General features: G+C 36.4%; 16 protein-coding genes. 15 read left to right on the forward strand and 1 reads right to left on the reverse strand.

The features are described from left to right. The first annotated feature begins 273 nt into the window (after positions 1–273). From pgaA to ABDV70_RS04710, 15 genes are all read left to right on the forward strand, one after another. On the forward strand, positions 274–2,703 hold the full coding sequence (gene pgaA, locus ABDV70_RS04640; RefSeq protein ID WP_343595795.1) for a poly-beta-1,6 N-acetyl-D-glucosamine export porin PgaA: 2,430 nt from the start codon (positions 274–276) through the stop codon (positions 2,701–2,703). Next, positions 2,703–4,520: a poly-beta-1,6-N-acetyl-D-glucosamine N-deacetylase PgaB gene (gene pgaB, locus ABDV70_RS04645; protein WP_343595797.1), complete on the forward strand. Its 1,818-nt coding sequence runs from the start codon at positions 2,703–2,705 to the stop codon at positions 4,518–4,520. Before pgaA ends, pgaB begins: the two co-directional genes overlap by 1 nt. After that, a complete protein-coding gene (gene pgaC / locus ABDV70_RS04650; protein WP_343595799.1) occupies positions 4,517–5,767 on the forward strand; it encodes a poly-beta-1,6-N-acetyl-D-glucosamine synthase in 1,251 nt (416 codons plus the stop codon). The genes pgaB and pgaC overlap by 4 nt, the downstream gene beginning before the upstream one ends. Continuing rightward, the gene (gene pgaD / locus ABDV70_RS04655) at positions 5,764–6,261 is read left to right on the forward strand and encodes a poly-beta-1,6-N-acetyl-D-glucosamine biosynthesis protein PgaD (RefSeq protein ID WP_343595801.1); all 498 of its coding nucleotides are present in this window, start codon (positions 5,764–5,766) and stop codon (positions 6,259–6,261) included. Before pgaC ends, pgaD begins: the two co-directional genes overlap by 4 nt. Before the next feature lie 341 nt (positions 6,262–6,602). Next, positions 6,603–7,871, forward strand: coding sequence for a capsular biosynthesis protein (locus tag ABDV70_RS04660; protein ID WP_343595803.1), 1,269 nt, complete (start codon positions 6,603–6,605; stop codon positions 7,869–7,871). Between the two features lie 133 nt (positions 7,872–8,004). Further along, positions 8,005–9,477, forward strand: a complete 1,473-nt coding sequence (locus tag ABDV70_RS04665; RefSeq protein WP_343595805.1) for a mannose-1-phosphate guanylyltransferase/mannose-6-phosphate isomerase — start codon at positions 8,005–8,007, stop codon at positions 9,475–9,477. Positions 9,478–9,654: 177 nt separating this feature from the next. Next, complete coding sequence (locus ABDV70_RS04670) at positions 9,655–10,773, forward strand: hypothetical protein (protein WP_343595806.1); 1,119 nt, start codon at positions 9,655–9,657, stop codon at positions 10,771–10,773. Between the two features lie 5 nt (positions 10,774–10,778). Further along, positions 10,779–11,552, forward strand: coding sequence for an ABC transporter permease (locus ABDV70_RS04675; protein ID WP_343595808.1), 774 nt, complete (start codon positions 10,779–10,781; stop codon positions 11,550–11,552). A gap of 18 nt (positions 11,553–11,570) precedes the next feature. Next, a complete protein-coding gene (locus ABDV70_RS04680; RefSeq protein ID WP_343595810.1) occupies positions 11,571–13,034 on the forward strand; it encodes a hypothetical protein in 1,464 nt (487 codons plus the stop codon). Then, positions 13,034–13,684 (forward strand): ABC transporter ATP-binding protein, encoded by a 651-nt coding sequence (locus ABDV70_RS04685; RefSeq protein WP_343595812.1) that lies wholly within the window; start codon positions 13,034–13,036, stop codon positions 13,682–13,684. Before ABDV70_RS04680 ends, ABDV70_RS04685 begins: the two co-directional genes overlap by 1 nt. Before the next feature lie 109 nt (positions 13,685–13,793). Beyond that, positions 13,794–14,828, forward strand: a complete 1,035-nt coding sequence (gene gmd, locus ABDV70_RS04690; RefSeq protein WP_151778373.1) for a GDP-mannose 4,6-dehydratase — start codon at positions 13,794–13,796, stop codon at positions 14,826–14,828. Between the two features lie 8 nt (positions 14,829–14,836). Further along, positions 14,837–15,724 (forward strand): NAD-dependent epimerase/dehydratase family protein, encoded by an 888-nt coding sequence (locus ABDV70_RS04695; RefSeq protein WP_343595817.1) that lies wholly within the window; start codon positions 14,837–14,839, stop codon positions 15,722–15,724. A 16-nt stretch (positions 15,725–15,740) separates the two neighbouring features. Beyond that, positions 15,741–16,886, forward strand: coding sequence for a polysaccharide biosynthesis/export family protein (locus tag ABDV70_RS04700; RefSeq protein WP_343595819.1), 1,146 nt, complete (start codon positions 15,741–15,743; stop codon positions 16,884–16,886). 11 nt (positions 16,887–16,897) lie between these two features. Continuing rightward, positions 16,898–18,094 (forward strand): glycosyltransferase family 1 protein, encoded by a 1,197-nt coding sequence (locus tag ABDV70_RS04705; protein ID WP_343595821.1) that lies wholly within the window; start codon positions 16,898–16,900, stop codon positions 18,092–18,094. 4 nt (positions 18,095–18,098) lie between these two features. Further along, on the forward strand, positions 18,099–19,136 hold the full coding sequence (locus tag ABDV70_RS04710) for a hypothetical protein (protein WP_343595822.1): 1,038 nt from the start codon (positions 18,099–18,101) through the stop codon (positions 19,134–19,136). A gap of 105 nt (positions 19,137–19,241) precedes the next feature. On the opposite strand, the gene ABDV70_RS04715 is transcribed toward ABDV70_RS04710, so the two are convergent. Next, entirely contained in the window at positions 19,242–19,439 is a 198-nt protein-coding gene (locus ABDV70_RS04715; protein WP_343595823.1) for a heavy-metal-associated domain-containing protein, read from the reverse strand. Positions 19,440–19,562 lie beyond the last annotated feature (123 nt).

The raw sequence follows: 19,562 nt of genomic DNA on the forward strand, positions 1-19,562 counted from the left end.
CGAATTGTCTGTTAAAAATATAGCAATTCGTATTGGTCATAAGAAAGTAATTTGATTGTATCTTTTGTAAAAAGTAGAACATGTCTAATAACAAAAAATAGTTCTAACTTGTATATCAATAAAATTTGCTATCTAAAAATTGTCTCCGAGTTGCATTGAGTTTATAAAATGATCATAATATAATTGTGATGTAAGTCACATTTATTGTTGTAAATTTTAACGGGTTTAGCTTTTGTGATAATCGGGTATTCAAAAAACTTTTTTTTAAGACGAATGTCTGTTTTACCACTGATTCTTCCTGCTTATACATTTGCAGCTGTAAGTGATATAGACCATAGACGTGAAGCTGCTGTGGTATTGGTTCAACAAGGGCAAGTTGATTTAGGGCTAAGCCAGCTTAAAAAATTATTAGAACAATATCCAGACCAACAAAAAATCCTAGCTGATTATTGGGTTATTGCTGTTCAGCAGCGAAAGTTGAACAATGTTGAATTAAATGAATTATTACCTCATATTCAAATCAAGAATTTTCCAAGTTATGCCTATTTATCTGTTATTCGATCTTTAAGAGATCAAAAAAGATTTAATGAGGCTTTAGCTTTAAGTCAGCAGTTTGACGCGATCAATCCGAGTGTTGACCTAAAGTTGATGCAAGGTGTTTTATTGGTTGAACTGAAACGCAATGTACAAGCAAGTCAGCAACTTAAAAAAATTCCTCTTCAGGGGTTAAATGCAAATCAGCTTAGTCTGATGTCGTATGCTTATCGTCAAAACCAGAATAATCTAGAGAGTTTAAAAGCAGCTCGTGCAGCATATATGCTTGAACCCACAAAAAGTGCCATTCAAGAAGAGTATGTACAAGCATTATTGGCGATGGGAAGCTTACAGCAAGCCCAAACGGTTTTACAGCAAACAGGCTTAGGACAAACGAAACCTCAGTTGTATGAGGCATTGGTATTAAAACAGTTTAGTCAAAATATACGAGACGCGATCTCTAGATATTCTTTTTTATCGGGGCGTGGCGAATCGGATACAACCAGTTTTGCTTATTTAGATGAAGTGCTGGCTTCGGCACCATTGTTACAAAGCCAGTTCCCCATCAATAGCGAAACATATTTACGATTAACCTATGATTATATCTATGCGCTGGATGTGAGAGGGCGAGCAGCCGATGCAGTTGCGCAAATGGAAAAACTACCTGTCAATATGATGCAAATGCCGATCTATGTACGTCAGGCCATTGCCGATAGTTATCTGGATTTAAAACAGCCAGATCAGGCCGAGCGCTGGTATAAGTCGGTACTTCCCGAAAAAAAATATGCCAATATGTCGGTTTATTCTGGGCTTTATTACGCTTATCTGGAGCAAGAAAAATACCCACAGGCAGAGCAACTATTAAAAGACATCGATTCCAAAATTGCGATGTACCAATATAGCAATGCTGTAGGCGTAGACCGAACGCCCACAGCAGACCGTCAGGAATATATTCGCTTAAAAGGAATGCATCTGGCATATGGAAACCGCCTTGCAAAGGCTGAAAAATATTATCGTGAACTATTAAAAAAATCGCCAAATAACACAGCATATTTAAACAGCCTGGCAACGATTTTACGTTGGCGAGAACAGCCACTTGCAGCTCAGGCAACTTTAGCCCGTTTAAACGGGATTACGCCTATAGATAAATCAACCCGTATTAACCGTCTTCAAATCAGTCAGGCTTTAGGTGATATTTCAAAATGGCATGAGCAGCTAGATGATTCGCTGTTGATGTATCCACAGGATACGAGTGTCATAAATAACCGTAAAGAATGGAATGACCGTTCACATGCAAGTATTCGCTATCAAACAGATTTTGGGCATAGCCGTGCAGATCAGGCAAGTCAGTCGTTAAAGGGTACACGAGACCGAAATGCAGAGTTACGAGTCAATTCTCCGTGGTTAAATGACAACTATCGTGTGTTTGCATTACATCAAGACCGTACAGGCGATTATCGCGATGGAAACCAGCGTGATCAGCGTTATGGTTTGGGGCTTGAGTGGGCGTCAAAACGTAAAGATCTCACGCTTGCCTTGACCCAAAATACACGTCAGGAAAAGACAGGGCTTAGTGTTAACTGGTCACAGTGGTTAAATGATCATTGGCAATATGGTCTTGGGTTTAATTCTCAGGCACAGATTCCCTTACAGGCGGTTGCGCTTAATCAACATGGACAGCAGTATGCTGCAAATGTACTCTGGCAACAAAACGAGTCACGTAAGGTTAGACTTGGTTATCAGCTCACAGACATTTCAGATGGAAATCAACAGCAAGAATGGTTTTTAAACTATACCCAGCGTTTATTTTCCAGTCCGCATCATACGACACAAGCAACATTATCGAATTATTTTGGGCAAAATAGTCTACAAAAAGTGAGTTATTTTAGCCCGAAAAATCAATATGGCTCAGATATTACCATTGCGCATGATTGGTTGACGTGGCGTAAATATAATCAGGATTTTACCCAACATTTTGAAGCGGGCGCTGGTTTTTACCACCAACAAGGATATTCAACCAAGCCAACATGGAGCTTGCAATATACACATCAATGGTCACTTTCTCGTACATGGAAGCTGAATTATGGTGTAGGGGTATCTGGGCATCCGTATGACGGAAATAATGAACGTCGTGTTTATGGTTTATTTGGATTTCAAGGAATTTTCTAATGAAACGCCGATCTGTTTTATTGTCTAGCTTGTTGGGAAGCTCCTTACTTTGCATGATGTCTATGAGCCATGCACAGGATATACAAGCAAATTTAAAAAATAATCAGTCCATTGCACTTAACTTTCACGATGTACGTGATGATGTATTAAGACAAGGGGACAAAGATGTTTATGCCATTAGTACACAAAATCTGGCGGTTTTTTTTGATTGGTTGAGCCGTTCAGACTGGCACCCCGTGACTTTAAAACAGATTATGGAGGCTCGGCAGGGGAAAAAAGCCTTGCCAAAAAATGCCATTCTTTTAAGTTTTGACGATGGGACACTGAGTGGCTATACCCACGTTTATCCACTGCTGAAACAATATCGATTGCCTGCGGTGTTCGCAATTGTTACCAGTTGGAGCGATGGTAGAAATGATGGCGGGGAAAAGGCTTATGGTAAAGGCAACTTTATGACATGGGCACAAATGCGGGAAATGCAGCAATCAGGTCTGGTTGAGTTTGCAAGCCATTCTGACGCATTACATCAAGGTGTTCTTGCGAACCCTCAAGGAAACCAAGAGCCAGCCGCAATTACACGCCAATATTTAAAATCGCTTAACCGATATGAAACAGATCAGGAATTTGAAAAAAGAGTCCGTCACGATTTACAGCACTCAAAACAGGTCTTAGAACAGCAACTTGGGGTAAAAATTCAAACGATTATCTGGCCTTATGGTGCGGTAAATGCTGAAGTAGAGCAAATTGCCAAGAATGCTGGACTACCGCTTTCCTTTAGTTTGGGACGTTCTGGGGTCAATAGTGTATATGATGGGACATTAAAACGACTGTTAATGACCGATAACCCACAAGCAGAAAATATCCGTGAGGAATTATTGGGATTAACCGAATATTCTCCCCCCACTGACACCGATATTACACATTCCATTGGGCTTAATTTAGATGATTTAATGACAGCAACAATGCCAGAAGAAGAACAACGGCTAGGGGTGTTACTAGAACGACTAAAAGCAATGTCTGTTCAGCGGGTATTTGTTGATGCATTGCGTTATGACCAAAACCAATGGACAGCACTTTTCCCAAATCGTTATTTACCTGTAAAAAAAGATGTGTTGAACCGATTTGTTTGGCAGGCAAAAACACGCATATCCACAAAGGTCTATCTTAAATTTCCATTTTCATTCAATGCACAACCTGAGCACCTGTCTGGACTGGTTGTTGATGCTATGAAAAATAACACTGGCGTGTCGGGTTTGGTCTTTGATTTGGATAATCAAAATAAGAATGTCTGGATGGAGTCTCAAGACCTACAGCAAACGGCACAACTCGAGCAAGATTTAACGGCTATTCAACAGATCAAGCAGCAGGCACAAAAATATTCAAATTTGAGTGGAGTATTTAAAGTTGCAGTACATCAACAACTCCAATTTAATTCGCAAATGCAGTTAAAACCTGTTTTACAACACATGCTCAAATACACCGATTTTGTGTATCTGACCATTACACTTCCTAAAAACAACAACGATCAACAGCTATTGCTTAAACAACTCAATGACCTAGAACGAAACGTTAAACAAAAGCTAGTGGTCAGTTTTGATTTAAGTCAGTTGACCAATGAAAAAGACTGGATAAATGTCCAAAAAACCATGATTTCCTTGCAACAGGCAGGCATTCAAAATATTGGAGTGGATCACTACCAACTCAAGAATAGTCGGTCTGTTCAGCAATATTTATATACACCATTAAGTTTAAATGACAGCCCACTCAGTTATGAGAACCCATTTAAACTGGAACCCTATGTTGAGCGCTACAAATGAAGTGGATTGATTTTATTTTTGCTTTCGCTTTTTTCTATCCACTGTGTATGGCTTGGGTCTGGATTGTTGGGGGGCTGTGGTTTTTCTTTAAACGGGAGTACAGAAAACCCAGATTACCCGTCCCGACCACGGACGGCTGTTCAATTATTATCCCTTGTTTTAACGAACAGGCACAAGTTCGCCAGACCATTCGCTATGCGTTACAAACACAGTATCCTGAGTTTGAGGTGATTGCGGTAAACGATGGTAGTTCAGACCAGACTGGTGCAATATTAGATGAACTGGAACAACAACATGAACGATTACGTGTTGTACATCTGGCAACAAATCAGGGCAAAGCATTTGCCTTACGCTCGGGTGCACTGGTCAGCAAATATGAATATCTCGTTTGTATCGATGGGGATGCCTTGTTACATCCACATGCAGCCCTGTGGATGATGCATCATCTGACAAAATATCCACGTGTGGGTGCTGTGACAGGAAACCCGCGCATTTTGAACCGTTCAAGCATTTTAGGTAAGTTACAAGTTGGTGAGTTTTCATCGATTATTGGACTGATTAAACGTGCGCAGCGTACCTATGGTCGGGTATTTACCGTGTCGGGTGTTATTGCGGGGTTTAGAAAAACAGCTTTAGAGCGCGTTGGTTTTTGGTCAGAAGACAAAATTACAGAAGACATTGATATTTCATGGAAACTTCAATTTGACCATTGGGATATTCAGTATATTCCACAAGCGCTTTGCTATATTTATATGCCAGAAACGCTAAAAGGGCTTTGGAAGCAACGCTTACGATGGGCGCAAGGTGGCATAGAAGTTTTACGTGAATATATCCCTAAAGCCATGAAATGGCGTCTTAGGCGGATGTGGCCAGTTGTATTTGAAAGTTTTGTAAGTGCAATCTGGGCTTATATTATTGTGCTTATTTTTATCCTGTTCTTTGTTGGGCTTATTTTTCCAATCCCTCAAGATTTAAGGATTCATACGCTATTACCAGAATGGCATGGTGCAATACTTGGAGTAACGTGTCTTATTCAATTCTTTATTAGTTTATGGATTGATAAACGCTATGATGGTTCAAAACAATTTATTCGTAATTACTTTTGGGTCATTTGGTATCCACTTTTCTTTTGGTTAGTCACAATATTCACAACAGTCGCTGCTGTACCCAAAGCATTATTCCAACCGAAAAAACGTGCACGATGGGTGAGTCCAGACCGTGGTTTTAGAGGCATAGATGAGCAATGAACCAGATTCAAAATTTTAAACCAACTCAAACTCCTGTCATTATAGAAAATGAGGCCGAGTTGGATTTACCCGAATACATTAATAAACCTGAATATGTTGCGAATAAAAGTGTAGATTATGCCTTGCAAGCGGCTGGTTGGTTCTTATTTATGATGCTTTTTATGCCATTTATTACGCTGTTATTATGGTCGTATGGCATACATAATATCTATCATTATGTTCTGGATGGACAAAATCAGATTTACAAATTTAATATTATTTCATTGGGTATTCCTATTTTAATACTGGTGAGTTTACTTTTAATCTGGGCAAACTATAACTGGTTTAGATTTAGAAAAACAGAACGCAGATATAGATGTGAAGATACATCATTAACCCAATTTGCAGAAAATTTTAATTGTACAGAACAGGACATTTTGTCTTTAAGGCAAAGTAAAAATGTGACGCTGTACTATGATGATCAGGGTATGTTACAAAAATTTGAGGACTCATAATCCTTACATGACCTGTTAAAAGTGCAAAAAAGTAAAGATGACTAGAGAAAATTAAACGTATGTCGTGAAAAGCTGAATGATAGTAAATTGTAAATTATTGTAATATATTGATTTTATTTTTGTAAATTAGCTTTTGGTATTGTGCAAAAGTATTGATTTTTTTAACGATGGTTAAAATGTGGGCTATTTATAAAATGTATACAGCCTCTAATTGAACCCTAAAAAGATTAATGCTATTTTAGGCGTTAGTAGTGCAGGTCCTGAAAAATTCACCTCATTTAAACCAGAGGTGTAATTTAACTGAGAATTTAATGTCTATTTATTATTCAAGTATTTAAATCATGTTTTTTTCTAAATTCTCAAATAAAAAAGTATTACTTTTACAAGGGCCTGTAGGGCCATTTTTTAAATATTTAGCGCAGGATTTGGAAAAAGAAAATGCCCAAGTATTTAAACTTAATTTTAATGGAGGAGACCACTTTTTTTATCCCCACGGAGAAAACTTTACAGGTGGACACGCTGCACTTTCAGAATTTTTAAAAGTATATATTATAAAAAACAACATTAATAGCATTTTTGTTTTTGGTGATTGCCGTCCTATTCATCGAGTTGCAAAAGCAGTTGTTGATGATTTAAACCACCATCATGCAAATATAGATTGGTTTGTTTTTGAAGAAGGTTATTTGCGGCCAAACCATATTACGCTAGAGCGTGGTGGCGTAAATGGCTATTCAGAGTTACCACAAAAGGCCAATAACTTTCTAAACAATAAGTCCAGCTTTAGCCGAAAAGGTCATGTAAAAGAGATTGGAAAGACATTTTGGTACGCAGCACTTTGGGCAATACTCTACTATTTGTTTGCAAACTTACGTAAACGCAAATATCCAAACTATCTGCACCATCGTTCGTTAAAATTAACTGAAGGTCTTTACTGGGTAAGAGGAAGTTACCGAAAACTTTTTTATAAATTTAAAGAGCGTCATATTCAAAAGATACTTTTAGAAGAAAAACAAAAAAAATATTATCTTGTTCCATTACAAACACATAATGACGCGCAAATACGATGTCATTCAAACTATGATGATGTTGAAGCATTTATTAATGAAGTAACTAATTCATTTGCCAAAAATGCCCCGATAGATACTTGTCTAGTCATTAAGCATCACCCCTTTGATCGGGGCTATCGAGATTACACACTGTTAATAAACAACATAGCGAAGAAACTAAATATCACAGATAGAGTGATGTATATTCATGACCAGTACTTACCGTCATTACTCACCCATGCATTAGGAGCAGTGGTGGTGAACAGTACTGTGGGAATGTCAGCAGTTGAGACATTCTTGCCAGTGAAAGTTTGTGGTCAGGCGGTTTATAATTTGCCTAAAATTACGGTACAAGAAAGTTTGGATGATTTTTGGATGACATGTTGTACGTGGCAAGCAGATAAGGAAAGCATACAAAAATTTCTTTTTTTCTTAACACATACGACACAGTTCAATGGTAGTTTCTACAAACGTCTAAATGAGCGTTCGAATGCTTCAGGTGTTATCTGGAGCAGTAAAGAAATTTCTCCAAAGTTAACTGGAGAAGATTTTCAAAAAATATGATTTTGAGTGAATATGAGTTTTGAGTGAAAATAAGCCTCTTTCTTAGCACCTTTTAAGTCTCCCCTAAAAAGAGAGAAAACAAAGAGGTTATAAAAGCTTATGAAAGAAGTCTAATGTAAAGGAAATAAAGTTAATGATATTACAACCTGTTATTTTATCTGGCGGTTCAGGTACAAGATTGTGGCCACTGTCACGTGAAAAACACCCAAAGCAGCTTTTAAACCTGTTTGGCAATAAAACATTATTGCAAAATACAGTAGAACGCCTAGCTGGATTAGAAGAAAGCTTTAAAGAAATATTATCTCCTGTTGTTGTTGGTAACGCTGAATATCAATTTATTGTTGAACGTCAATTAAAACAAATTGAAGCAAACGCACATCTTATTTTAGAACCTGTTTCTAGAAATACAGCACCTGCGCTTACTGCCGCCGCATTAAATAGCCTTCAAAATAACCTTGATCCAATTTTGTTGGTGATGCCAGCAGATCATATGATTTTGAATATAAAAGCATTCCATGATGCAATTGCAAAGGGTGCTAGCAAAGCCAAAGAAGGGGCGATTGTTTGTTTTGGTATTACCCCCGACAGCCCAGAAGTTGGTTTTGGTTATGTGAAAACCATTTCTGCCGAAGATGGCATACATTTGCTTGACCGTTTTGTTGAAAAGCCAGATGAAGCAACGGCACAGGCTTATGTGGACTCGGGAGAATATTACTGGAACAGTGGAATTTTCCAATTAAAAGCCAGTACATGGATTTCTCTATTAAAAAAATTAAACCCAGAAATGCTGAGCGCATGTGAAAAAGCATATGAGTCTGCACAGCACAAAGGCCGTGTAACAAAGCTAGATGCACAAAACTTTTCGTTATCGCCAGATGACTCTATTGACTATGCCGTAATGGAGTCTTTAGGAAAATCTGGAAGTTTAGATGTAGAAAGTTTTGTTGTTCCGTTTGATGTTGACTGGTCAGACGTAGGAAGCTGGGGCGCCGTTTGGGATATTAGTGAAAAAGATGCTCAGGGCAATGCCATCAAAGGGATTGGAAAAGCTGTATTCCAATCATCAAACAATAACTTGGTACACACTACACCAAAACGCTTAATTTCGTTACTTGGGGTAGAAGACCTTGTTGTGATTGATACGGCTGACGCTTTGTTGATTGCAAACAAAAATAAAATTTCTGAAATGCGTTCTATGGTTAAAACCTTGAAAAAAGGCCATCCAGAAATTATGCAAACTGGTCGTAAAGTTGCACGACCATGGGGAACCTATGACTCGATTGACTCGGGTTCTAACTTCCAAGTTAAACGTATTGTGGTTAACCCAGGCGAAACTCTAAGCTTGCAAATGCATTACCACCGTGCGGAGCACTGGATTGTGGTGCGTGGTACAGGTCGTATCACGTGTGGTGATAAAGTATTCTTACTTTCTGAAAACGAATCGACCTATATTCCAATGGGAGAAGTCCATCGTTTAGAAAACCCAGGCAAAATACCTTTAGAAGTCATTGAAGTACAGTCTGGGGAATATCTGGGTGAAGATGATATTGTCCGTTTTGAAGATTTTTATGGCAGATGCGATAAAGAAACAACGGCAAAAGAGTAAAACCAAAGACCAACGCAAATTTAAACAAATTGGGTTTGCGCTTGGGGATTTAAAGTTTATTCTATAGCGTTAATAAATTAGGTTTAGCTATAAGATAGTATCCTTAGTTAGGCCTAATTTTTATTATTTAAATTATTTATTATGAATGTGTATAGCAAATTGAAAGGCTAGGTGCAAATGAAATCTGTCAACCAAATGTTGAAAAAAAAGCGTTTATCTTGGTCTTTCGTCATTATCGTCTTGGTTCCCTCCATAACATCGGGTGTTTATTTTGGTTTCGTTGCCTCTGACCGTTATGTTTCGGTATCGAACTTTGTTGTTCGTAGCCCACAAAAAACTACATCTGTAAGTGGTGTTTTTGCATTTTTACAAAGTGCTGGATTATCTAGATCTCAAGATGACTCTTATGTTGTGAATGAATATGTACTTTCTCGTGATGCAATGGAACATCTAAATAATAAATATGATTTGCGAAAGATATATAGTAGCTTATCTATTGATCTTTTTAGTCGATTTGATCCATTGAAATTTAATAATAGCAATGAAATGTTATATAAGTATTATAAAAATAAAGTATATGTCCAATTAGATAATGTTTCATCTATTTCAACTTTGGAAGTTAGAGCTTATACGCCTCAAGATGCTTATAAATTAAATAGTCAGTTGTTAATAATGGCTGAGTCTTTAGTCAACCAAATGAATCAAAGAGCAAGGAAAGATATTTTAGAGAATTCAATAGCAGCAGTAAATAAGGCAAAAGAAAATGTTGCTAATTTATCAAGTCAATTAGTTCAATACAGACAAAAACATAATATATTTGATATAGATAAGCAATCCTCTATAGATTTACAATTGGTATCTAAGTTACAAGATCAATTAATTCTGGTTAATACTCAGTTAGATCAAATTAGACTTATTACGCCTGATAATCCACAGATTGAAATATTAAATGAAAGAAAGGCATCTATTCAAAAAGAGATAGATAAAATCCAACAACAAATGTTAGGTGAGTCACATAGCTCATTAAATCAAAAATCTTCTGAATATGAACGGATTGTAGTTGAAAAAGATGTGGCAACAAAGCAATTAGCTGCGGCTTTAGCAACACTAGAACAGAATAGTAATGATCTAGAATCAAAACAATTATATTTGGAAAGAATATCTCAACCAAATCTTCCTGATATGGCAGAAGAGCCTTATAGATTGAAAAATATTAGTTTTACAGTTTTATTTAGTTTAATAATCTGGGGAATTTATCAATTAATTTATGCTGGTGTTCGCGAACATCAGGAGTAATGATAATGAAGACCTCTTTTATACAATCGACGAAAATTCAATTTAGGGTTATTAGTGCTTTATTAATGCGAGAAATTTTAACTCGTTTTGGTAAGCATAATATTGGATTTCTCTGGATGATTGTTGAACCTATGATGTTTACGATAGGCGTAACAGCACTCTGGTTGATTATAAGTCATAAAGAAGGGAACTTGTCGGTTGTAGCATTTGTATTAACTGGATATTCATCTATTGTTTTGTGGAGGAATTGTGCGAACAGATGTGCAATGGCTATTACTCCTAATCAAACATTATTATTTCACCGTAATGTTAAAGTTTTAGATATATTTGTTGCCCGTATTATCTTAGAAATAGTCGGAGCAACGGGTTCTTTTTTATTATTATTACTAGGAATGTGTGCTTTTAATATAATTTCATGGCCACAAGATCCTTTTAAAATGTTGATAGGATGGCTTTTACTCACATATTATTCAGCAGCTTTAGGTATTTTAGTAGGAGTAATTAGCGAAAGAAGTGAAATGTTTGAACGTCTATGGCATGTGAGTACATATCTACTTTTTCCAATATCAGGTGCTTTATATATCGTAGATTGGCTTCCTAAAAAAGCACAAGATGCAGTACTGTGGCTACCATCAGTTCATGCTACAGAGTTAATTCGAAATGGTTATTATGGGAATATATTACATTTTCATTATGACATTCTTTATGTTTTAGAGTCATGTTCAATTATGTTGTTAATTGGGCTTATATATTTACGCAATACAGTTAAGATGTCTTGATTTTAGGTTGGTTAGGTTATGAAAAAAAAGTTAGCAATTATTAGTACATTTGATGATCTTTGTGGTATCGCTAGTTATACTAGGCATTTAATGAAACAATTAGATGACTTTTATGAAATAACTGTATTTGATTTGGATCAATATGTTTTTAGATCAAATAATAAGAAAATTAAAAGATTAGCAGAAAAGGAAGTCAAAAGAATTTGTTCTGAGCTGAAAAATTATGACTGTGTAAATATCCAATTGGAGCATGGAACTTTAGGTATTTCAACAGAAGATATTTTAAGTAGATTTAAAAAATTTGTTTACGCATCTCCAAAGATATGTATTACATTTCATACTATTCTAACAGGAACGGCTAAAGAAAGTGCTTTAAAATATTTGACTAAAGGTAAATTAAAACAATCTGTTCAAGTATATAAATCTAATAATAAGATGGATGATTTAGAGTTTGGTGTTAATAAAATTATAAAAAATGCTCAAATGTATAAGCCAACGAGTATCGTGACACATACCCGTCGTGATGCGAGAAATTTTAGATTAGTAAATAATTTTAAAAATGTATATGATCATCCTCTAGCATATTTGTCAAAAGACGAAGTAAGAATAGTAAAAGAGAATACAACGATAGAAGATAATTTCCCAAGTTTAGCTGTAAAGTTAAAAGATGGGGATGTTCTATTAGGTGTTTTTGGTTTTATGGGGAAATATAAAGGTATTGAAACAGCAATAAAAGCATTAAAACTTTTACCAGAAAATTATCATTTAGCAATTTTTGGCGGATTACATCCAAATGCAATTACAAAGAATTCAGAAATTGATGGCTATGTTAAATCATTATTAGATATGGTACAGCCAAATAGAACAGTCATAAGTGGGGATAATAATTTTGTTTCTAATATTAGAACAAATTTAAATGTTGATGAATTTGAAAAGTTATTGATTGAAAAATCTCCTGAAAATTTATCAGATCGTATTCATTTTATGGGAAGTCTAACTGATAATGACTTCCCTAAAGCTATGAGTATCTGCGATATTGTAGTTCTTCCATATTTAGAAGTTGGTCAATCCGCATCAGGACCAATGTCAATTGCTGTGGATGTTGGAGCAAATATTCTTGCATCTAGAACAAAAGCATTTATGCAGTTTGCTAGATATAATCCTAATCGATTTAAAATGTTTGAAATTGGTAACTATGTTCAGCTATCTCAAATGATAGAAGCATATAGCTTGAATAAAAAGGCTGTAAATTTTGAGCAAGCTAAATTTAGTGTTGAATCAAATATTGAAACATATAAAAAAGCATTATTTTTAAATGATGATGGTAAAGGTCTTTTTGAAATTCAGAAGAAATTTATGATTATTGAAGAAAATATGCGAAATAAATATGAAACTAAAAAAGAAAATATTGAAAACATGTTTTCTAATAAGGTTAAGGGACTTCTAAATCAAATTATTATTAAGAATATTAAGGATGATTAATGAGTTTGATATTAGATAAAGTAACTAAATCTTATCCCACTAGAAGAGGGGATATAAGTATATTGCATGATATTTCATTTACGTTAAATAAAGGAGAGCGTCTAGGAATATTGGGTAAAAATGGTGCAGGTAAGTCTACTTTAATTAAGGTACTTGGCGGGGTGGAGAACCCATCTTCTGGATATATAGATAGAGGTATGTCGATATCTTGGCCATTAGCTTTTACTGGAGGATTTCAATCCACTTTATCTGGCCTAGATAATACGAAATTTATTTGCAGAGTTTATGGTGTTGACTATAAAACTGTTATTGATCAGATTAATGATTTTTCTGAATTAGGTTATCATTTATATGAGCCTATAAGAACTTATTCTAGTGGAATGCTAGCTAGGCTTGCATTTGCTGTATCTATGTCAATTAATTTTGATTGTTATTTGATTGATGAAGTAATATCGGTAGGTGATGCTCGTTTTAGAGATAAATGTAGATATGAACTTTTAGAAAAGAGGAAAGATTCTTCTTTAATATTAGTGACTCATGATATGAATATTTTACATGAATATTGTAATAGGTATTGTTATTTAGATTCTGGTTATTTGACAGAATTTAGCAGCTATGATGAGGCAAAAGATTTCTATGAACGAAATTAAAAAATCTTTCATTTTAATTTAAAGAAATAAGATGGTCTTTATTAATTGAGAGCTTATTAACTTATCATAAAAATTATTTTAGAGTTATTGTTTAACAAAAGGTGAAACTGTGAAAAAAGCAATTGTTACAGGTATTACAGGCCAAGATGGCGCATATTTAGCAGAATTATTGTTAAATAAAGGCTATGAAGTGTATGGAACATACCGTCGTACAAGTTCTGTAAACTTTTGGCGTATTGAAGAGTTAGGAATTGAAAAACATCCTAACTTACATTTAGTTGAATATGATTTAACAGACCAAGCTGCAAGCGTACACCTTGTTGCTCGTATTCAACCAGATGAAATTTATAACTTAGCTGCACAAAGCTTTGTTGGCGTGTCATTTGAACAACCTTTGGCGACAGCGCATATCACAGGATTAGGTGCTGCTCATTTGTTAGAAGCGATTCGCATCATTAATCCTAAAATTCGTTTCTATCAAGCATCAACTTCAGAAATGTTTGGTTTGGTTCAAGAAGTACCTCAAACAGAAAGAACACCATTTTACCCACGTAGCCCATACGGTGTAGCAAAATTATATGCGCATTGGCTTACTGTGAACTATCGTGAATCATATGGTATTTTTGGTAGCAGTGGTATTTTATTTAACCATGAATCACCTTTACGTGGTCGTGAGTTTGTGACACGTAAAATTACCGATTCTGTTGCGAAAATTAAATTAGGTAAATTGGATTGCCTTGAATTAGGTAATTTAGATGCAAAACGAGATTGGGGTTTTGCTAAAGAATATGTTGAAGGCATGTATTTAATGCTGCAAGCAGATGAGCCTGATACTTTTGTTTTGGCAACAAATCGTACAGAAACAGTACGTGATTTTGTTCGCTTAGCATTTAAAGCTGCTGATATTACTGTTGAATTCCAAGGAAAAGAGGAAAACGAAATTGCGATTGATGTTGCTACAGGTAAAACTGTTATGCGCGTTAATCCTAAGTTCTATCGTCCAGCAGAAGTTGATTTGTTGATTGGTAATCCTGAACATGCAAAAGAAAAATTAGGTTGGCAGCCTAATACAAGTTTAGAAGAGTTGTGCCAAATGATGGTCGAAGCAGATTTACGCCGTAATAAAGCTGGTTTCTCTTTCTGAGTAAAAAAATGAAAAAAATTGTTCTGTTAACTGGTGGTACTGGTTTTACGGGTCAATACGTTAAAGCAGCTCTGGAGCGATTACAGCTCCAGGTTGTTTGTATGACGACTCATGAACCCAAAAGTACAAATGAAGTATATGGAAATCTACTGGATCAAGAGTCACTTATTAAATTAGTTGAAACAGTTCAGCCAGATTACGTTATACATCTTGCAGCAATTGCTTTTGTTGGGCATGCCAATGAAAGTGATTTTTATAATACAAACGTAGTTGGAACACTGAATTTATTAAATGCGATAACTTTAGCTAAACCAAATGTTGAAAAAGTTATTTTAGCTAGTAGTGCTAATGTTTACGGCAACCCTAAAGTTAATCCAGTTTCTGAATTAATTTCTCCTGCACCGATAAACCATTACGCAATGAGTAAGTTATCTATGGAGACACTTGCTCAAAATATTTATGGTGACCGCCTGCCTTTATTAATTGTCCGTCCTTTTAACTATACAGGTCGTGGGCAAAGTAATAATTTCCTTGTTCCAAAGATTGTAGAACATTTCTACAAAAAGGCCGAAAAGATATCTTTAGGCAATTTGAATGTAACACGTGAATTTAATGATGTAAGGGATATTGCACAGTGCTATGCGGGTTTACTGTTAAGTGAAGCACAAGGCGAAATAGTAAATTTGTGTAGTGGATATGGTTATACATTAAATAACTTGTTAGAATCATGTGCCGAATTAACAGGTCATCAACTCGTTGTAGAGGTTGATGCTAAATTAGTTCGCCCAAATGAATTGCGGGTGCTGACTGGTGATCCAAATCATCTTTTGTCTCTTGTGCCATCGCTACAATTCACTCCACTAAAAGAAACATTAAGTTGGATGTTACAGGAATAGTGTAGATTAAATTATCATGACGCAATCAACTTCGAAATTTAAAGTTTTAATACTTTGTTTAGGTTTGGTTATTCAAACCGCATGTACATCAGCGTTTCTCCCTGGCTCTGGTCCTTCCAACAGTGAAATTATTAAATCCCAATCGATTCCCGATAATATTCCTGTTTTAGATATCAATGCTCAAAACATTCAGGGGCTATCTGGTGGCTTTCAAAACGCACCAGATTTGGGACTTTGGCAAAGAGCCAAACCAAACCTAAAATTAGGGGCGGGTGATGTCATCCAGATTTCGATGTGGGAAGCGCCTCCTGCGGTTTTATTTGGTTCTGCTGGTGTGGGTTCATCTTCAGACTCAATTGGGATTTCGGGCGGTATTTTAAATCTGCCAGAACAAATCGTGAGTAGTCAGGGATATATCGTTGTTCCTTTTGTTGGAAAGGTTCGTGCGACAGGACGTTCTTTAACCGATATTGAAGATACGATTCGTGGTCATTTATCAAAAATTGCCAATAAGCCTCAAGTCATTGCGCGTTTGGTTCAAAATAATCATAACTCGATCTCCATTATTAGCGATGGTCGTTCATTAACCTTGCCTTTGACGCCAAAGGGCGAACGACTAATTGATGTATTACCAAATGTTGTCGATATTAAAAAGATAAAAAGTACTAGTCTGCTGGTGAGTCGTGGTGGAAATAGAATCACGGTTAGAGCATCAGATTTATCTAGACAGGATCTTTTGAACTTCTATTTATACCCAGGTGATACAGTTCGAGTTTTACAAGACCCGTACACCATTTCTGTGTTGGGTGCGTCTAACGCCAATACCACTGTTCCTTTTGGTGATGAAGGTTTGACACTTGCTGAAGCGATTGCCAAAACAGCTGGTTTAAATGATTATCGTGCAGACCCGAAAGGGGTGTTTGTTTTCCGTAAAAATGCAAGTATTGATGAAGCTTCATCTGTACAGGCTGTCGGTCAACCAATCATTTATCGTTTAGATTTAACCAAGCCAGATGCAATGGCGATGGTTCAACGCTTTACTTTAAAAGATAAAGATATTTTATATGTTTCAAATGCTTCTGGTACAGAATTGCAAAAATTCTTGAGTATCATTGGTTCTATCACTAGCCCTGTGGCGAATACCAAAGCAGTTACTCAGTAAATAGAAGTGTTATGCAAAAGCCTGTTTTAATAGATGTTACTCGTTTACTTTTACGTATTATCAAAGGTAAAAATGCAACGGGAGTAGACCGTGTATGTCTAGCATATATAGATTATTTTTCTAAAAATGCGCAGGCGATCATTGCATGGAAGTCAAAAGTTACGGTTTTGGATAAAAAGACTTCAGAGCAGTTATTTCATCTGTTGTTGAATAATCCAAAACAAAAGTCGAGGAATTTCTGGATTCATACTTTAGTGAAAAGTATGTTTCTTACCCCAAGTCATTTGGGGGATTATGAAGGGTGTTTTTATTTCAACATCAATCATAAGGGGTTGGAGTCCGAAGAATATATCAACAAGATCCTTCGTCTCAAACTCATTCCTATATTTTTTATTCATGACCTGATTCCGATTACACATCCTGAGTTTTGCCGACCAGCAGAAAAAGATTTGCATGTAAAACGGATGTTGAATGTGCTTCGGGCGGATGGCGGGATTTTAGTCAATTCTGCATTTACCCAACAGCAACTTGCAGCCTTTGCCGAGCAAAACCAGATGGCCTTGCCGCCAACCGAAGTTGCTTGGTTAAGTTGTAAGTTTTTAACTCAACAGCCCCAAAGTCAGCCAGATGAAGATTTTATAAAAAATCTTGGGCAAAATTATTTTGTCATGCTGAGTACCATTGAACCTCGAAAAAATCATCTGACCATTTTGCATATTTGGCGAGAGCTTTTTGAAAAATATAAAGCGCAAACGCCTAAACTGGTTTTGATTGGTCAACGAGGTTGGGAGTGCGAGCAAGTCATGGACTTGCTAGAACGCAGTCCTGCAATTCGACAGTGTCTGGTGGAAATTCCGTCTGCATCTGATAGCCGAATTGTGGATGTGTTAAAGAATGCTCGTGCATTGCTTTTCCCAAGTTATGTCGAAGGGTATGGGTTGCCACTGGTCGAGGCGCTTTATTTGGGTGTGCCTGTGTTGGCAAGTGACATTGAGGTGTTTAATGAAATCGGGCAGCAGATTCCCGAGTTTATTCACCCAATAGATGGTGTGTCATGGATGTCTTATATTGAAGATTATATGCAGCCAACATCTGAAAAAAGAGTATTGCAGTTAGAGCGTTTAGCGCATTATCAACATTGGGAATGGTCACAGCATTTTGAATGTGTTGAGGCGCTCATGCAGAAATTGGAACAGGCGAAGAAATGAGTCTATGAACGATATGATAGATTGGTCGACTATACATCAAGCGTATGTATATGGTTTTTCATATCGAAAATTTCTGATTCTTAAAAAATTTATACCCAATACCAAGTTAAAAAGAGTAGCCAAGCTTTCAGAGATCCCCGTGCAGTCTGTCATTGTTGTATGGGGGATGGCGCCATTAACAGGTTTTGAAGAAAAGCATTGCACACTTGTGCGGGTAGAGGACGGTTTTTTACGTTCGATAGGGTTGGGTGCTGCCCTAACGCAACCTGTTTCGTGGGTGTTTGATGACTGCGGGATGTATTTTAATACGCAACAGGTTTCTCGGTTAGAAAAAGTTTTAAATGGTTCGTTGTGGAGTCGGGAGTTATTGACCCGTGCGGCACAAATCCAGACAGATTTAATTCAAAATAAGTTAAGCAAGTATAATTTACTCAATGTGCAGGTGGATTTTCCTGATATTTCGGATCGGAAAAAAATACTGGTCATTGGTCAGGTTGAGGGAGATGCCTCGCTGGAATATGGTTCTCCTGCCATTAAAAAAAATATTGAATTACTTGAAACGGTATATAAAGCCAACTCGCAAGATTACATTTTATATCGCCCCCATCCTGATGTTGTGTCAGGTTGGCGAACAGATAGTCTGGCGTATGATCGGGCAAATTTATTGTGTAATAAGATCAGTGCGGAAGGGAATATCCTCGACTGGATTGAATGGGCAGATGAAATTCATGTTATGACATCGCTCACAGGTTTTGAGGCGTTAATTCGGGGAAAAAAAGTTTATTGTTACGGTTTACCGTTTTATTCGGGTTGGGGACTGACTCAGGATTATTTGGCTTCACCACGAGAAAAAAGAACATTGACCTTGTTAGAGTTGATTGCGGGAACATTAATTGTTTATCCACGTTATCGCTCAATTTCGAAGAAAAACACGTGCGGACAAATGCAGGTTGAAGATGCCATCAAGGAACTATCGACTATGCAGCCTAAAGATGAGTCATTCTTGATTCGTTGTTTAAAACCTTTTTTAAGACGGGATTAAACCTTATTCTTTTTTCTAATTTGCAATGATTGAATAAATTTTTTAAAAACAACATATAAATAGAGCTAAGGCAAATCATAAGCCGATTTGCCTTATCGCCTGATTTTAGTTTTTTACAACAGGTGGGAAGCCGTCTTCGGTAAGGGCTTGAGTGACCTGATCAATATTCAGTTTTGTTTCAACATCGACAATTTTACTGTCAATATCAATATTGACCTGTGCAGCAGGGTCAAGTTCTTTAATGGTTGCGGTAACACTGCGCGCACATCCGCCACAGGTCATATTTTGAATTTCAAGTTTCATCGTTGTATCTCCGAGAAATTATTTCGACTCATTTTAGAGCTTACCATGAGGGTAAGGTCAAGGGTTTTTAAATGAGAATAAATGTTATTGAATAGGTTGACCTTGACCTTATGTTAAGGTTTA

Source organism: Acinetobacter sp. (assembly GCF_039596015.1).
Classification (GTDB): Bacteria; Pseudomonadota; Gammaproteobacteria; order Pseudomonadales; family Moraxellaceae; genus Acinetobacter.

Coding starts and splice junctions, on each gene's coding strand:
- pgaA (WP_343595795.1), top strand. CDS start 274: ATGTCTGTTTTACCACTGATTCTTCCTGCTTATACATTTGCAGCTGTA.
- pgaB (WP_343595797.1), top strand. CDS start 2,703: ATGAAACGCCGATCTGTTTTATTGTCTAGCTTGTTGGGAAGCTCCTTA.
- pgaC (WP_343595799.1), top strand. CDS start 4,517: ATGAAGTGGATTGATTTTATTTTTGCTTTCGCTTTTTTCTATCCACTG.
- pgaD (WP_343595801.1), top strand. CDS start 5,764: ATGAACCAGATTCAAAATTTTAAACCAACTCAAACTCCTGTCATTATA.
- ABDV70_RS04660 (WP_343595803.1), top strand. CDS start 6,603: ATGTTTTTTTCTAAATTCTCAAATAAAAAAGTATTACTTTTACAAGGG.
- ABDV70_RS04665 (WP_343595805.1), top strand. CDS start 8,005: ATGATATTACAACCTGTTATTTTATCTGGCGGTTCAGGTACAAGATTG.
- ABDV70_RS04670 (WP_343595806.1), top strand. CDS start 9,655: ATGAAATCTGTCAACCAAATGTTGAAAAAAAAGCGTTTATCTTGGTCT.
- ABDV70_RS04675 (WP_343595808.1), top strand. CDS start 10,779: ATGAAGACCTCTTTTATACAATCGACGAAAATTCAATTTAGGGTTATT.
- ABDV70_RS04680 (WP_343595810.1), top strand. CDS start 11,571: ATGAAAAAAAAGTTAGCAATTATTAGTACATTTGATGATCTTTGTGGT.
- ABDV70_RS04685 (WP_343595812.1), top strand. CDS start 13,034: ATGAGTTTGATATTAGATAAAGTAACTAAATCTTATCCCACTAGAAGA.
- ABDV70_RS04695 (WP_343595817.1), top strand. CDS start 14,837: ATGAAAAAAATTGTTCTGTTAACTGGTGGTACTGGTTTTACGGGTCAA.
- ABDV70_RS04700 (WP_343595819.1), top strand. CDS start 15,741: ATGACGCAATCAACTTCGAAATTTAAAGTTTTAATACTTTGTTTAGGT.
- ABDV70_RS04705 (WP_343595821.1), top strand. CDS start 16,898: ATGCAAAAGCCTGTTTTAATAGATGTTACTCGTTTACTTTTACGTATT.
- ABDV70_RS04710 (WP_343595822.1), top strand. CDS start 18,099: ATGAACGATATGATAGATTGGTCGACTATACATCAAGCGTATGTATAT.
- ABDV70_RS04715 (WP_343595823.1), bottom strand. CDS start 19,439: ATGAAACTTGAAATTCAAAATATGACCTGTGGCGGATGTGCGCGCAGT.